Annotated in this window: 11 protein-coding genes and 1 pseudogene; 7 read left to right on the top strand and 5 right to left on the bottom strand. The window is 63.8% G+C overall.

What is annotated here, in order from left to right; translation table 11 throughout:
* The first annotated feature begins 155 nt into the window (after positions 1-155).
* Genes AC1RT2_RS28700 through AC1RT2_RS28675 form a run of 6 tightly spaced genes read left to right on the top strand, consistent with a single transcriptional unit; the run spans position 156 to position 6,455 of the window.
* On the top strand, positions 156-632 hold the full coding sequence (locus AC1RT2_RS28700; RefSeq protein ID WP_444799547.1) for a formate dehydrogenase subunit gamma: 477 nt from the start codon (positions 156-158) through the stop codon (positions 630-632).
* On the top strand, positions 629-2,185 hold the full coding sequence (locus AC1RT2_RS28695; protein WP_493107436.1) for a formate dehydrogenase beta subunit: 1,557 nt from the start codon (positions 629-631) through the stop codon (positions 2,183-2,185). The genes AC1RT2_RS28700 and AC1RT2_RS28695 overlap by 4 nt, the downstream gene beginning before the upstream one ends.
* Complete coding sequence (locus tag AC1RT2_RS28690) at positions 2,182-2,397, top strand: DUF4287 domain-containing protein (protein ID WP_069060880.1); 216 nt, start codon at positions 2,182-2,184, stop codon at positions 2,395-2,397. Before AC1RT2_RS28695 ends, AC1RT2_RS28690 begins: the two co-directional genes overlap by 4 nt.
* A 57-nt stretch (positions 2,398-2,454) precedes the next feature.
* The gene (gene fdhF / locus AC1RT2_RS28685; RefSeq protein WP_493107434.1) at positions 2,455-5,334 is read left to right on the top strand and encodes a formate dehydrogenase subunit alpha; all 2,880 of its coding nucleotides are present in this window, start codon (positions 2,455-2,457) and stop codon (positions 5,332-5,334) included.
* A gap of 8 nt (positions 5,335-5,342) precedes the next feature.
* Entirely contained in the window at positions 5,343-6,176 is an 834-nt protein-coding gene (fdhD, locus tag AC1RT2_RS28680) for a formate dehydrogenase accessory sulfurtransferase FdhD (RefSeq protein WP_493107432.1), read from the top strand.
* Between the two features lie 9 nt (positions 6,177-6,185).
* Positions 6,186-6,455: a formate dehydrogenase subunit delta gene (locus AC1RT2_RS28675; protein ID WP_069060877.1), complete on the top strand. Its 270-nt coding sequence runs from the start codon at positions 6,186-6,188 to the stop codon at positions 6,453-6,455.
* Between the two features lie 66 nt (positions 6,456-6,521).
* On the opposite strand, the gene AC1RT2_RS28670 is transcribed toward AC1RT2_RS28675, so the two are convergent.
* The 4 genes from AC1RT2_RS28670 to rocF form a co-directional block, all read right to left on the bottom strand.
* Positions 6,522-8,288: a methyl-accepting chemotaxis protein gene (locus AC1RT2_RS28670; RefSeq protein ID WP_493107429.1), complete on the bottom strand. Its 1,767-nt coding sequence runs from the start codon at positions 8,286-8,288 to the stop codon at positions 6,522-6,524.
* Between the two features lie 390 nt (positions 8,289-8,678).
* Positions 8,679-9,155 carry a chemotaxis protein CheW gene (locus AC1RT2_RS28665; RefSeq protein ID WP_069060875.1) on the bottom strand — a complete coding sequence of 159 codons (477 nt, stop codon included), beginning with the start codon at positions 9,153-9,155 and terminating at the stop codon, positions 8,679-8,681.
* Between the two features lie 151 nt (positions 9,156-9,306).
* Complete coding sequence (rocD, locus tag AC1RT2_RS28660; protein ID WP_493107427.1) at positions 9,307-10,512, bottom strand: ornithine--oxo-acid transaminase; 1,206 nt, start codon at positions 10,510-10,512, stop codon at positions 9,307-9,309.
* Positions 10,513-10,527: 15 nt separating this feature from the next.
* The gene (gene rocF, locus AC1RT2_RS28655) at positions 10,528-11,463 is read right to left on the bottom strand and encodes an arginase (RefSeq protein WP_069061607.1); all 936 of its coding nucleotides are present in this window, start codon (positions 11,461-11,463) and stop codon (positions 10,528-10,530) included.
* Positions 11,464-11,597: 134 nt separating this feature from the next.
* Between rocF and AC1RT2_RS28650 the strand changes: the two are divergent.
* A pseudogene (locus AC1RT2_RS28650) lies at positions 11,598-12,023 on the top strand (Lrp/AsnC family transcriptional regulator); the annotation flags it as partial.
* A gap of 103 nt (positions 12,024-12,126) precedes the next feature.
* Here the strand turns inward: AC1RT2_RS28650 and AC1RT2_RS28645 are convergent.
* Entirely contained in the window at positions 12,127-14,772 is a 2,646-nt protein-coding gene (locus AC1RT2_RS28645; RefSeq protein ID WP_493107480.1) for a translocation/assembly module TamB domain-containing protein, read from the bottom strand.
* Positions 14,773-15,724: the final 952 nt, after the last annotated feature.

The following is a 15,724-nucleotide window of genomic DNA, read 5'->3' as shown; positions in this document are numbered from 1 at the left end:
CTTTATTGACCCGCCGCCTCCGGACTGAGAAGCTGTCCGGATAGTCCGCGTGGATCGACAGGGTTCCGGTCTTCGCCGAGCAGTTTCAATGGCATCGGCACGCCAGAACCCGTATAATCCTTGCGGTTCATTCGTGTCGGTTGGGAGGCCTGACCATGAATGTGCACGTGACCGGCGATATCGCAGCGAGAACGCTGGCAATTGTCAGCGACCTGAAGGGGCTTGAAGGGCCGCTTCTTCCCATTCTGCATGAAATCCAGGCCGAGTTCGGCTATGTGCCGCAGGAATGTCTGCCGGTCATCGCAACCGAACTGAACCTGTCGCGCGCTGAAGTGCATGGCGTCGTTACCTTCTATCACGATTACCGCGACCACCCCGCCGGACGCCATGTCCTGAAGCTCTGTCGCGCCGAGGCCTGTCAGTCGATGGGCGGGGACGAGATTGCCGAGCGCGTCAAATCGCTGCTCGGCATCGATTTCCACCAGACCACGCTGGACGGGGCCGTGACGCTCGAACCGATCTACTGTCTCGGGCTCTGTTCGTGCGCACCCGCCGCGATGCTCGACGGCGAGGTGCATGGGCGGGTCGATGCGGACCTTGCCAGGGAACTTGTTGCGGAGGCACGCCGATGACCGTTCGCATCTACATTCCCCGCGATGCCGCCGCCCTTGCGCTCGGCGCCGACCGCGTCGCCAAGGCGTTGGCCGGTGAGGCGGACACCCGCAAGCTCGACATCAAAATCGTGCGCAACGGTTCACGCGGCATGCATTGGCTGGAGCCGCTGGTCGAGGTCGAGACCGCCGAAGGCCGCATCGCCTACGGGCCGGTGAAGCCGTCCGATGTCGCCTCCCTGCTCGATGCCGGCCTCCTTGAAGGCAAAGCCCATGCGCTCTGTCTTGGCGGAACGGAAGACATTCCGTTCCTGAAAAACCAGACCCGCCTCACCTTCGCCCGCTGCGGCGTCATCGATCCGGTATCGCTGGACGACTACAAGGCGCATGGCGGCCTGAGAGGCCTGGAAAAAGCCATCACCATGGCCCCGGCCGAGGTCGTCAAGGAAGTCACCGACAGCGGCCTGCGCGGTCGCGGCGGTGCCGGCTTCCCGACGGGCATCAAATGGAAGACCGTGCTCGACGCGCCCGGCGACAAAAAATACATTGTCTGCAATGCCGACGAGGGCGACAGCGGCACCTTCGCCGACCGCATGATCATGGAGGGTGATCCCTTTGTGCTGATCGAGGGCATGGCGATCGCCGGCCTCGCGACCGGTGCCACCAAGGGCTACGTCTACACCCGCTCGGAGTATCCGCACGCCATCGCCGTGATGAACGAAGCGGTCACGATCGCGCGCGCCGCCGGTGTGCTCGGTCCCTCGGTGCTGGGCTCGGGCAGAGCCTTCGACATGGAAATCCGCGTCGGCGCGGGCGCCTATGTCTGCGGCGAGGAAACCGCACTGCTCAACAGCCTCGAAGGCAAGCGCGGCATCGTGCGTGCCAAGCCGCCGCTTCCGGCGTTGCAGGGCTTCATGGGCCGCCCGACGGTCGTCAACAACGTCATCTCGCTCGCCTCCGTGCCCGTCGTCATGGACAAGGGTGCCGCCTATTACCGTGACTTCGGCATGGGCCGCTCGCGTGGCACGATTCCGCTCCAGATCGCCGGCAACGTCAAACATGGCGGCCTCTACGAGACCGCCTTCGGCCTGACGCTCGGCGAGATCGTCGATACGATCGGCGGCGGCACGGCCTCCGGCCGCCCGGTTCGCGCCGTGCAGGTCGGTGGCCCGCTCGGCGCCTATTTCCCGCGCGCGCTGTTCGACACACCCTTCGACTACGAAGCCTTTGCGGCCAAGGACGGCCTGATCGGCCATGCCGGCATCACCGTGTTCGACGAAACAGTCGATATGCTGAAGCAGGCGCGCTTCGCCATGGAATTCTGCGCCGTGGAAAGCTGCGGTAAGTGCACGCCCTGTCGCATCGGCTCGACGCGCGGCGTCGAGACCGCCGACAAGATTGCCCAGGGCATCGAGCCGGAGAAAAACCGCGCGCTGCTGGCCGATCTCTGCAACACGATGAAGTTCGGCTCGCTCTGTGCGCTGGGCGGTTTCACACCCTATCCGGTGATGAGCGCCATGACCCATTTCCCGGAAGACTTTTCGCCGGCCCCTCTGGTGGAGGCTGCGGAATGAGCGAAACGGAAAAGGTCAAAGGCCCGGCCTCCTACTTCCCGGCCATCGAGAAGAAATACGGCCAGCCGATCGAGCACTGGAAAGCGATCGTTCGCGCGCAGGACGGCAAGGCACATATGCAGATCGTGGCGCTCCTCAAGGAAACGCACGGTCTTGGCCATGGCCATGCGAATGCACTGGTTGCGGCAACCCTCGCCGAGAAGACGTCGTAGAAACAACCCAAGTCGCCCGAACCCCTTTCGCGGCGCAAGAATTGACCGGAGGTTCCCATGTCCCTCGTCCCCGAAATCGACTACGGCACGCCCGCCTCGCGCGCGGAAAAGATGGTGACGCTCACCATCGACGGGAACGAGATCACCGTTCCGGAAGGCACCTCCATCATGCGCGCCTCGATGGAGGCTGGCATCAAGGTGCCGAAGCTCTGCGCCACCGACATGGTGGACGCCTTCGGCTCCTGCCGCCTCTGTCTCGTCGAGATCGAGGGCCGCAACGGCACGCCTGCCTCCTGCACGACACCCGTGGCGCCAGGCCTCGTCGTCCACACCCAGACGGGCCGCTTGAAAGACATCCGCAAGGGCGTGATGGAGCTCTATATCTCCGACCACCCGCTCGACTGTCTCACCTGTGCCGCGAACGGCGACTGCGAATTGCAGGACATGGCCGGCGCAGTCGGCCTGCGAGACGTGCGCTATGGCTATGAGGGCGACAACCACGTCAAGGCCCGCAATAGCGGCGAGATCAACGCCAAGTGGATGCCGAAGGACGAATCGAACCCCTATTTCACCTACGATCCGTCGAAATGCATCGTCTGTTCGCGCTGCGTGCGCGCCTGCGAAGAGGTGCAGGGCACCTTCGCGCTGACCATCGAGGGCCGCGGCTTCGGCAGCCGCGTGTCGCCCGGCATGCATGAACATTTCGTCGAATCGGAATGTGTGTCCTGCGGCGCCTGCGTGCAGGCCTGCCCGACGGCGACGCTCACCGAAAAATCCGTCATCGAGATCGGCCAACCCGAACATTCCGTCGTTACCACCTGCGCCTATTGCGGCGTCGGCTGCTCTTTCAAGGCCGAGATGCGCGGCGAAGAACTGGTCCGCATGGTACCGTGGAAAGATGGCCAGGCCAATCGCGGCCATTCCTGCGTCAAGGGCCGCTTCGCCTATGGCTATTCAACCCACAAGGATCGCATCCTCAATCCGATGATCCGCGAAAAGATCTCGGATCCGTGGCGCGAAGTGACCTGGGACGAGGCCTATGCCCATGTCGCCGCCGAGTTCCGCCGCATTCAATACCAGTATGGCCGCGATTCGATCGGCGGCATCACCTCGTCGCGCTGTACGAACGAAGAGACCTATCTCGTCCAGAAGCTGATCCGCGCCGGCTTCGGCAACAACAACGTCGATACCTGCGCCCGCGTCTGTCATTCACCGACCGGTTACGGTCTCGGCCAGACCTTCGGCACCTCCGCCGGCACGCAGAATTTCGATTCGGTCGAGCACACGGATGTCGTCATCGTCATCGGCGCCAACCCGACGGATGGCCACCCGGTCTTCGCCTCGCGCCTCAAGAAGCGCTTGCGCCAGGGTGCCAAGCTCATCGTCATCGATCCACGCCGCACCGAGCTCGTCTCCTCGCCGCACATCAAGGCCTCCTATCACCTGCCATTGAAGCCTGGTACGAACGTTGCCATCGTCACTGCCCTTGCCCATGTCATCGTGACGGAAGGCCTTTACGACGAGCGCTTCATTCGCGAGCGTTGCGACTGGTCGGAATTCGAGGACTGGGCCGCCTTTGTCGCCGAGCCCCGGCACAGCCCCGAGGCGATCGAGCAGTTCACCGGCGTGGAACCGGAAGCGCTGCGCGGTGCTGCACGGCTTTTCGCCACCGGCGGCAACGGCTCGATCTACTACGGCCTCGGCGTCACCGAGCACAGCCAGGGTTCGACGACGGTCATCGCCATCGCCAACCTCGCCATGGCGACCGGCAATATCGGCCGCGAAGGCGTCGGCGTGAACCCGCTGCGCGGCCAGAACAATGTGCAGGGCTCCTGCGACATGGGCTCCTTCCCGCACGAACTGCCGGGTTACCGCCATATCTCCGATGACGCGACCCGCGAGATCTTCGAAAAACTCTGGGGCGTCAAGCTCAACAACGAACCGGGCCTGCGTATTCCCAACATGCTGGACGCCGCCGTCGAGGGCACGTTCAAGGGCCTCTACATCCAGGGCGAGGACATCCTCCAGTCCGATCCGGACACCAAGCACGTCTCCGCCGGCCTTGCCGCCATGGAATGCGTCGTCGTGCAGGACCTCTTCCTCAACGAGACGGCGAACTACGCCCATGTCTTCCTGCCGGGCTCGACCTTCCTGGAGAAGGACGGCACCTTCACCAATGCCGAGCGCCGCATCAACCGCGTTCGCCGCGTGATGACGCCGAAGAACGGCTATGCCGACTGGGAGGTTACGCAAAACCTCGCCCAGGCAATGGGCCTCAACTGGAACTACAGCCATCCGTCCGAGATCATGGACGAGATCGCCGCGACGACCCCGAGCTTTGCGCTCGTCTCCTACGACTATCTCGAAAAGATGGGCTCCGTGCAGTGGCCGTGCAACGAGAAGAACCCGCAGGGGTCGCCGATCATGCACATCAACGGCTTCGTGCGCGGCAAAGGTAAGTTCATACGAACGGAATATGTCGCAACCGACGAGAAGACCGGCCCGCGCTTCCCACTGCTGCTCACCACCGGCCGCGTGCTTAGCCAGTACAATGTCGGCGCGCAGACACGCCGTACGGAAAACGTCGTCTGGCACGAGGAAGACAGGCTGGAGATCCATCCGCATGACGCCGAAATCCGCGGCATCCGCGATGGCGACTGGGTGCGGCTTGCCAGCCGCGCCGGCGAGACGACGCTGCGCGCATTGGTCACCGACCGCGTCGCGACCGGCGTCGTCTACACGACCTTCCATCATCCGACGACGCAGGCAAACGTCATCACCACCGATTTCTCCGACTGGGCGACGAACTGTCCGGAGTATAAGGTGACGGCCGTGCAGATCTCGCCGTCGAACGGCCCGTCCGACTGGCAGATCGAATATGACGAGTTGGCACGCCGGTCCCGCCGGATCGCCGGCAAGCTGGAGGCGGCAGAATAGGAACGCGCGTGCCGGAATTTTCCACCACGACCAAGGTTTCCGAGATCGCCCGCCGCAACGGGCGACTGTCGGATGGCGAGCGTTTCGTGCCGGAGGAAACCCCGGTAGCCTTTTCCTATCTCGGCTCGACCCATGCCGTGATGATGGCGACACCCGCCGATCTCGAGGATTTCGCCGTCGGCTTCAGCCTGACGGAAGGCATCATCAGCGATCCCCGTGAGATCGAAACCATCGAAGTGCTGGCGGAGGACAAGGGCATCGATGTGCAGATCCGGCTTGCCGATGTGCAGAACGATGCGCTGACGGCCCGCCGCCGCCACATGGCCGGCCCTGTCGGCTGCGGCCTGTGCGGCATCGAATCGATCGAGCAGGCGGTTCGCGTGACGCCATCCGTGCGTGCGTCAGAACTTACGCTCAGCGAGGATGAAGTGGCCGAGGCCGTGCACCTGTTGAACGGCCAGCAGCCGCTGCACATGGTGACGCGCGCCGTGCATGGCGCCGGTTTCTACGTGCCGGGCGCCGGCCTGATTGCGGTGCGCGAGGATGTCGGCCGGCACAATGCGCTCGACAAGCTCGTCGGCGCCGCACGACGCGCCGGCCATGCCGGCAGCACCGGTGCCGTCGTCGTGACGAGCCGCGTGTCCGTCGAGATGGTGCAGAAGACGGCGATCATCGGCAGCCCCTTCATCATCGCCATTTCCGCGCCGACGGCGCTCGCCATCCGCACCGCGGAAGAGGCGGGCATGACGTTGATCGCGCTGGTGCGCGGCGAGGAATTCGAGATTTTCACCGGTGCGGAACGCATCGTGTCCGGCGCCGGGCGGCGCATGGGCAACGCTTAGGAGATCAGCATGTCGGAAGGCAACAAGCTCGTCAGGATGGCGAACCAGATCGCCACCTTCTTCCACTCGCAACCCGCCAGCGAGGGGCCGAACGGTGTGGCCACCCACATCAACAAGTTCTGGGAACCCCGTATGCGCCGACAGCTTTTCGATATCGTCGATAACCACGGTGGCGAAGGCCTCGATAGTCTCGTCCTGCAGGCCGTGCCGCTGATCCGGCGTCCAGCGCCTGCGGAAGTGCCGCCCGCTTTGGCCAACAGCGCGCCCGCTGCACACTGAGGCCCTGCCCTGAAACACCAACGGCCGGCATTGCTGCCGGCCGTTTTTTCATGCCGCGGTTCGCGCTCAGAACTCTTCCCAGTTCTCCGCTGCCGACGCCGTGGAGCCACGCGGCGCCCGCAGGGTGCGCGCTACGGCATGAAGCTGTGTTACGTGTGCCGGCGCTGAGGCTCGATGCGTCGGCTGCGCATTGCCGGCAAGTTTGAACCGGCGAATGAGCCCATGCAGTGCATCCGCCTCGCGGGCCATGGCGTGGCTTGCCGCCGTGCTTTCCTCAACCATCGCCGCATTCTGTTGCGTCGCCTGGTCCATCGAGTTGACCGACTGGTTGATCTCGCGAAGCCCGGTGGACTGCTCGCGCGAGGCCACGACGATCGCCGCCACGTTGGTATGCACGTCATGGACCTGCGTCAGGATTTCCTGCAAGGCCCGCCCCGTCTCGTCGACTAGGGCGACACCGCTCTTCACCTGCTCGCCGGAGGTGGTGATGAGCGCCTTGATGTCCTTCGCCGCACTTGCCGAACGCTGCGCGAGTTCCCGCACCTCCTGCGCCACGACGGCAAAGCCCTTGCCGGCCTCGCCGGCACGCGCCGCTTCCACGCCGGCATTCAGCGCCAGAAGGTTGGTTTGGAAGGCGATGTCGTCGATGACGCCGATGATGTTGGAGATTTCGCGCGAGGACTGCTCGATCTGTCCCATCGCACCGATCGCCTTCTTGACGACCTCACCGGACTTCTCCGCACCCACCCGGGTCTTGGTGACCAGCGAACCGGCCTCGTCGGCCCGCCGGCTCGAATCGGCAACCGTCGTGGTGATCTCGTCGAGCGCCGCTGCGGTCTCTTCCACGGAGGCGGCCTGCTGTTCGGTGCGCTTGGCAAGGTCGTCCGCCGCCGAGCGGATTTCCTGCGCGCCGGACGCGATGGCATTGGCGTTGGTTTCGACTGTCCGCATGGTCTCGTGCAGGCCGGCGACCGCTTCGTTGAAGTCCCGGCGCACGGCTTCCATCGAGGGCACGAAGGGCGTGGCAAGGTTTTGCGTGAGGTCGCCTTCCGACAGCGCCTTCAGCGCGCCGCCAAGCGCATTGATCGCCGACATGCGCTCGGTGACATCTGTCGCGAACTTGACCACCTTGTAGACCCGGCCATTCAGGTCGCGGATTGGGTTATAGGCGGCCTGGATCCAGATTTCCCGTCCACCCTTGCCGTAGCGCACGAATTCGTTGGAGATGAATTGCCCGGCAGCCAGGTTCTTCCAGAAGTCCGCATAGGCCTGCGTCTGCACATAGGCGGGATCGCAGAACATGCGGTGGTGCTTGCCGCGAATTTCCGAGAGATCGTAACCAAGCCCGGCACAGAAATTCTCGTTGGCATTCAGGATTTCGCCGGTCGGCGTGAACTCGATCACGGCCTGCGAACGAGAGATCGCATCGAGCTTGCTGGCATCCTCCGCCGCCTGCATCTTCGCCTCGGTGATGTCGGTGGCGAACTTGACGACCTTGTAGGCCTTGCCGCGACGAAAGATCGGATTGTACGAGGCCTGGATCCAGATTTCACCGCCATCCTTGCGCAGGCGCTTGTAGCTGGAGGCGTCGTATTCACCGCGCCCGAGGCGCGCCCAGAACTGCCGGTATTCCTCGCTCGCCGCGTAGCCCGCTTCGCAGAAGATGCGATGATGTTTGCCGACAATGTCCTTCAGGTCGTAGCCGAGTGCCCGGCAGAAGTTTTCATTGGCGGTGAGGATGTTGCCGGTAAGATCGAACTGGATCACGGCCTGCGAGCGCGACAGCGCGTCGATGATGTGGCCCGCATCCATGGATTTCGCGATTGAAAGCATGACCTGTCCCCTTGTGTGACAGCCACGGACCGCGTGGCGATCGTCGGTTGATGCGTTGGGGCACGGTCCGTGGCGAGGACCGTGTCTTGACTCTCAGAGATTCAATCCATGCGGGAGGTTTTTTGCCGGCCGCCGAAATGCGTGTCTACAATCCAAGATGGAGTGGCAGCCTTAACAATTGATGAAAGCCAGATGGCGAGTTTTAGATCTATTACATAACAATAACTTACAGAGCACGCTGGATAATAGCGCTAACGTTACGTCAGGAAGGCAATTCTTTTTCAGTACGCTAATTCACTAAAAAGTTGCACCCACTTCGGACAGAAAAAAACCGCCGCGCACAGGCACGGCGGTTTTTTCTGAAGCGAAACGGATGATTGCGTAGGGCGATCAGGCCGCCATGTCCTCCATGTCGCGTTCCTTGAACATGCGCGAAAGATTGAGGAAGCAGATCATGCCGTTCTCATGGGCAATAATGCCTTCGGCATAGGCCTTGTCGAAGGAGGTCGTTACCTCCGGCACCGGCTGGAGCTGCTCACTGCGGATGGTCAGAATGTCGGAGACCCGGTCGACGACGAGGCCGACGACCATGCTGTGCACTTCGGCCACCACGATGGCGCTGCGCTCGTTGGCTTCCGTGCTCTTCATGCCGAGCTTGTGGGCAAGGTCGATGATCGGGATCACCGTGCCGCGCAGGTTCATCACGCCGATGACGTCCGGCGGCGAATGCGGAATCGGCGTGGACGGCGCCCAGCCGCGGATTTCGCGGATCGTCGTCGTCTTCACGCAGAATTCCTGATCATGCAGGCGGAATGCGATGATTTCGAGGGTATCGCCGGCAAAGCTGGCCGTATTGATGGAGGTCATCGGGATCTTTCCAGGTTGGTCTGCGTCGTGCTCCAATCCTATGCACGCCCTGGTTAAAATCTTTCAAACGCCCGAACGATTGTTACGCCCCGAACGAAAGAAGGCCCCGCAATGCCGCGGAGCCCCCGGTTTTTTCCAACTTCTGCAAACATCAAGTCCGCAGCACGGCCTCGAACTGTTCGAGCGCCCAGTCCACCTGATCGCCGGTGATGACGAGCGGCGGCGCGATGCGGATCGTGTCGCCATGGGTGTCCTTGGCGAGGATGCCACGCTCCTTCAGCGCCTCGCAATATTTCCGCGCACCGCCAGCAGCCGGGTCGAGTTCCACGGCCAACATCAGGCCGCGGCCGCGCACGTCCTTTATGATGTTGGAGCGGATGCCCTTTAGGCCATCCTGGAAACGGTCGCCCATGCGCTCCGAGTTGCCGATCATGTCTTCCTCGACCAGCACCTTCAGCGCTGCACGCGCGATGGCGCAGGCGAGCGGATTGCCGCCGAAGGTCGAGCCGTGCTGGCCGGGCTTCAGGACGCCCAGCACTTCGCTGTTCGAAAGCACCGCCGAGACCGGATAGAAGCCGCCGGACAGCGCCTTGCCGACCAGCGTCACATCCGCCTCAATGCCCTCATGTTCTTCGGCGAGCAGTTTTCCCGTGCGGCCGAGGCCGGTCTGGATCTCGTCGAGGATCAGCGTGATGCCGTGCTGGGTGCAAAGTTCACGGACGGACGAAAAATAGCCGGCCGGCGGGATCAGCACACCCGCCTCACCCTGGATCGGCTCGATAAGGAAGGCGACCGTATTCTCGTTGATTGCCGCGCGGAAAGCCTCGAGGTCACCGAACGGTACATGGCGGAAGCCCGGCGCGAAGGGACCGAAGCCGGTGCGCGCATCCGGATCCGTCGAGAATCCGACGATGCCCATGGTACGACCATGGAAATTGTTGTCGCAGACGATGATCTCGGCCTGGCCTTCCGGCACGCCCTTCACCTCGTAACCCCACTTGCGCACGGCCTTGACCGCGGTCTCGACCGCCTCGGCGCCGGAATTCATCGGCAGCACCTTGTGCGAACCGGTGAGTGCGGCGATCTCTTCGTAGAAATGTGCGAGCTGGTCGTTGCGGAAGGCCCGCGAGGTGAGCGTCAGCTTTTGAGCCTGCTCGACCATCGCTGCAAGAATCTTCGGGTGGCAATGCCCCTGGTTCACCGCCGAATAGGCCGAAAGGCAATCCAGATAGCGGTTGCCGTCGATATCCCAGACATGGACACCCTCGCCGCGCGACAGCACCACATCGAGCGGCTTGTAGTTATGGGCACCGAGACGGTACTCGGTTTCGATCAGGCTTGCAGTCGACGGCGTCATAAAATCCTCCAGGGTTCAGGCGCTGCGGGTCGGCCGGTCGAGAATGCGGCGCCCGAAAAGGCTTGCGGTCAGTTCGACGAGAATGCGGGCGCTCTTGCCGCGATCGTCGAGGAAAGGGTTGAGCTCGACCACGTCGAGCGAGGAGACGAGACCGCTGTCGCAGAGCATCTCCATGATGAGATGGGCCTCGCGGAACGTCGCGCCGCCCGGAACGGTCGTGCCGACGCCGGGCGCCAGTTCCGGATCGAGGAAATCGACGTCGAGGCTGACATGCAAGAGGCCGTTCGCCGCTTTGATGCGTGCGATGATGTCGTGCATGATATGCGCCATGCCGGTCTCGTCGATCGAGCGCATGTCATAGACATTGACGCCGTGCTCGGCGATCTCTTCGCGCTCGCGCGCATCGACGGAACGGATGCCGACCTGGAAAACGTTCTTCGGATCGACCATCGGGCGGCCGGCTTCGAGGATCGGCGCGAACTCGGCCTGGCCGCAGAAGAAGGCGACCGGCATGCCGTGCATGTTGCCGGAGGGCGAGGTCGCCGGCGAATTGAAATCCGCATGCGCATCGAGCCAGAGCACGAAGAGCGGACGGCCCTGATCAGCCGCATGCCGCGCCATGCCGGAGACGGACCCCATCGAAAGCGCATGGTCGCCGCCAAGTATCAACGGGAACTTGCCGCCGCGGGCCGCATCATAGACGGCTGCGTCGAGCGCGCGCGTGAAGGCGGCGACGATCTGCAGATTGTTCGCCTTAGGATGGTTGGCAAGGTCACGCGCCGGTACCGGACGCAGATCGCCTTCGTCGGTCACGGTGTGCCCAAGCTCGATCAGGGTTGAATCGAGACCGGCGATACGTAGCGCCGTCGGCCCCATCGCCGCGCCACGGCGGCCGGAGCCTTCTTCCAGAGGTGCGCCGATCAGCGCGATATGCTTGTTATTTTCAGCCATGGTTTCCCCGCAGATGCGTGCGTGCCGGTTTTCCGGTTTTGGCCGATTATTGCCGGTCTCCTTGTTGGCAAAAAGATGAAAAACTGACAGATAGACGGTCGAATTCAGCAATTTGCCAAGCACCGGGCGACACAATGGTAAGCCTCGACGACCTAGACCACGCATTGATCGGCGCGCTGCGCCACAATGCCCGCACCCCTGTCTCCTCCCTTGCCGCGCTGACGGGCGCCTCGCGCGCCACAGTGGCGGCGCGGATCGAGCGGCTGGTCACCTCCGGCACCATCGCCGCCTTCACCATCAAGACGGGGTCGGAACTGACGGGCAGTGGTGTGCGCGCCATCGTGATGATCGAGGTGCACGGCAAGATGGCCGACCGGGTGGCTGTGCAGCTTCGTGGCCTGCCGCAGGTGCGCGCCCTTCACTCCACCAACGGCCGCTGGGATTTCATCGCCGAACTGGAGGACCGCGACCTCGGAACCTTCGACGAGACGCTGCACCGCATCCGCCTCATCGATGGCATCACCGTGACCGAGACGAATATTTTGTTGAAGACGACGAAGAACGCACTGACGTTAGCAAACGCCCCGGCTCAGGTCGCTCCCTCTCCTCCGTCATCGTCGGGCTTGACCCGAGGATGAGGCAACGTGCACCTGCACGGCGGCCTCAATATTCCTTCTCATAGAAGATACCCGCACCGGCGCTGCCGCCGCTGCCGGCCTCGCCGCGCAGCTTGAGGCCGCGGCCGACGTCGAGGTTGATCACCGCCTTGGCGCCGTTCGTCTCCGGATCCTGCTTCAGTTCGATATAGGTTCGCTCATTGAGATATTTTCCCGCCGAAACCGCCGCCCGGCCTTCCGAATCCGTCGTGATGTCGAGATCGTCGACACCGAGCTTGCTGCGCAGGCTGTCGAGCAGGCCGGTCGAGCTGCCGCCGGCAAGCTGGCTGGCAGCTGAGGCAAGCTGGGCGATCTGTATCGCCGAAAGGTTCGACATCGACCGGTTGAAGATGAGCTGTGCCAGGATTTCATCTTGTGGCAGCGATGGCGATGAGGCGAAGGTGACCGTCGGATTGTTGGCCTGGCCCGCCACCGTCACCGTGATTTCCGTCGTGCCTGCCGAGCTGCCTGCAACGAGGTTGACCGTCGGCACCAGACCGCCGGCAAAACCGATATGTGCGCTAGTGAAATCGAGGCGCCGCGTCAGGATTTCCATGCGCCCGCGCTCCAGCTCGAAGCCGCCCGACACGACGGGCGACGAGGATGTGCCGGTGATCTTCAGGCTGCCGCCGAGTTCCGCGTTGATGCCGCGGCCGCGCACGAAAAGCTGCCCGGGGGCTTCGATGGTCAAATCAAGCGCAATGCCACGCGAGGCGCCCCCACCGCCGCCCTGATCGCGCTGGACGTCCGCGGTCATGCGCTTGACGTCGGCCGGCGCATTGCGGTGCTTGATGTCGATCTCGGAGAGCGAGGCCGGCAGTTTTTGCGGAATGGTAATGTTCGCCTTGTTGATGCGTACATTGCCGCCCAGCGCAAGCGCGGCCACAGGGCCCTTCAGCGTCAGGTCACCAGCGACATTCGCCGTCACCAGCGTGCCATCGACATAGGTAATGTCGCCGAGCTTGACGGCCACATCGACCGGGAAGCCGCTTGCCGGATCGATGCCGACGCGGCCACTGGCCGAAAGCTGGCCGCCGCTCGCAAGCTTGCCCGAGACGGTTTCGATCACCGCCTGGCGCCCATCCATGGTGACGCGGATCGTCAGGTTTTCGACCGCGAGGTTGCGACGCACGTCGACAAGGCGTGCACCGCCCGCCGTGATGCTGCCGGTAATGGAAGGGGCTGCCGCCGTACCGCCGATGGAGACGTCGACATTGGCATTGCCCGTCAGCACGAACCCCTGCGCGGACAGCTGGCCCTGCAGCAGGCCGAACGGCACCGTGCCGTTGAACTTGAGCCCGAGCGGCGTTGCACCACCGATGCCGACCGTGCCGCCGCCGCGGAAGGACAAGCCGCCACCCCCGGTGAGCACCGTATCGAGCCGCACCTGATTGTTGGCGAACTCACCCTTCGCATTGATTTTCAGTGCGCCGATGCCCGCGCCGCGGGTATGGCTCGTGACGGCGCCGTCCCAGTCGAGCGCATAGTTGACGACGGGTGCCGCCGCCTTGCCCTTGACCGTCACCGTGCCGCCGATCGAGCCATCGGCCCCCAGGCCAGCCGCGAAATTGTTGACGAGCGCCGCCGGTAACGCATTGAGCCGCAGCGACAAATCAAGTGTCTCGCCCGCACGGCCGGAGATGGCGACGGAGCCGCGCCCCGCCTGGATGGTCAGCCCGTCAAGCGCCGCAACGCCATTGGTGACTTTGATCGTCGTCGGCTTGGCAAGCTTCAGCGCAATGCGTCGAGGTGCTGCCTCGACCGTCTGCAAAGCGATATCAAGGCCGCCGTCACGCTGGAGGACCTTACCCTTCGTCACGAGCGGCGCACCATCGAGCCGGCCGGTCAGGTCGAAATTGGTCGCCTGCCCTTCGCGCGAAAAATCGAGGCGCAGGGCCTCGATGCGGTTTTCACCCGAGGCCACGCGTTCGGCGCGAACCGAGCCGGTGATCGCGGCGGTGGCAAGGTCGGCAATCTCGAGATCGACAGCGGGTTTGGTGATGCTCACCGCATCGCGCCGGATCGCCGAGCCGGAAGCCTGCACGGTGGCCGAGGTCTTGCCGTTCGTCGTCGCGATTTCCACGAGACCGGAAAGATCGCCGGCCGCCTGCTGGCCGGCCATCGCCGCGAGCAGGCCGAGATCCGGGAAGTCGAAGCGGATCGTACCATCGGGCATGAAATTCTGCGCGAGCGCCAGAGAGCCCTTCAGCGTGTTCGGGCCGATCTCAGCCTCAAGCACCGGCACGGAAATGCGACCGCCTTCCGATGTGATGCTGGAGCGTACGTTGATCGGCTGCCCATCGAGCGCGCCGGTGGCCGTCAGTTCACCGGAGGGGCTATCCGCAACGGCCTTGCCGGTCAGCGTCACCACGAGGTCACTCAGGGTGCGGCCGGACAGCGTCGCGCCGCTTGACGTGACCTTGGCCGAGACGTCGAGCCCCTGCACGGGGCCGGTGGCCGACAGTTCGAAGGCTGCCTCGCCGGCGGCATCGGCAAGCAACTTGCCGAGGTTCAGCACCTTGCCGGTCAGAGCAGCCTCCAGATTGCCCTTGCCGAGCGACACGGACCCTGCCGTTTCCAGCGTGCCGGACTTGACCTGGAGGCCTGAGACCTGAACCGCACCATCGCTCGCCAGCTGAACCCGGCCTTCCATCGCAATCGTCGTATCGAACTTGCCGGAAAGCGCCGGCGGCAGCACGGCAGGCAGTGCGAAGAGACGGAAATTGACGTCCGCCTCACGGCTTTCGATGCCGTAACGACCGGACAGCGTGCCGCCAATGCTGGCGCTTTCAAGCGTCGCAGGATCGAAGGCGACCTCGCTTGGCGAAATGTTCAGCGTGGTCACGAGCTTTACAGGCCCCTTCACCATGCGGTCGACATCGGCATTGGCAAAGGCCGTCGTGCCGGTTTCCAGCGTCGCGTCGATGCGGCCGGACTGGCTGGCCACATTGAAGGCGTCGCTCTTCGCCGAAAGCCGGATGTTTTCGATACGGCCGGCCGGCAGCTCCGCCGAAACGACAGTTGCATTCGCCTCCAGCGCTGCGGCCGTCGCCTCGCCGGTCAGAGAAATATCGGCGCCCTCGATCAGCACGCGCGCATCGCCATCGGCAAGCGGCCAGCGGAAATCGATCGGGCCATCCTTGCCGGCAAGCTTGACGTCGAGATCGTTCGCGCCCTTGGCGCTGACCGTGCCCGAGGCCCCGAGTGTCATGGCGCCAGTCGAGATCGACCCTTTTTCGATGCGCAGCATGTCGGAACCGTCGAAGGCCGCGACCACGTCGATGCCGGTCTCGCCGGCAAACAGCGGACGAAGCTGCGGCGGCATCAGGGCGTCGAAGGTGCCGCCGCCGTTCAGCGCAACCGTATGCAGGCCCTCGGCCGAAAGATCGTGGCGGCCATCGACCCGCAGCATTTCGGTGCCGTCGAGGGATGCGGCAAGGCGCCCCGTCCATCGCGAGAGCGGACCATCCCCCGTCAGGCGGATCGCCACGGCAGGATCGTTCGGCAGCTTGAGCAGGGCGGCCAGCAGGCCCCCCTTCGGCTCGGCGACATCCGCTTCAAGTCGCAGCACGTTGTCGGCCGGATTGAACACGATATCCGCCACG

It is taken from the genome of Shinella sp. GW821-FHT11G07 (assembly GCF_058808115.1).
The sequence above is the reverse complement of the archived record's forward strand: the minus strand, read 5'-3'. Positions and strand labels throughout refer to the sequence as shown.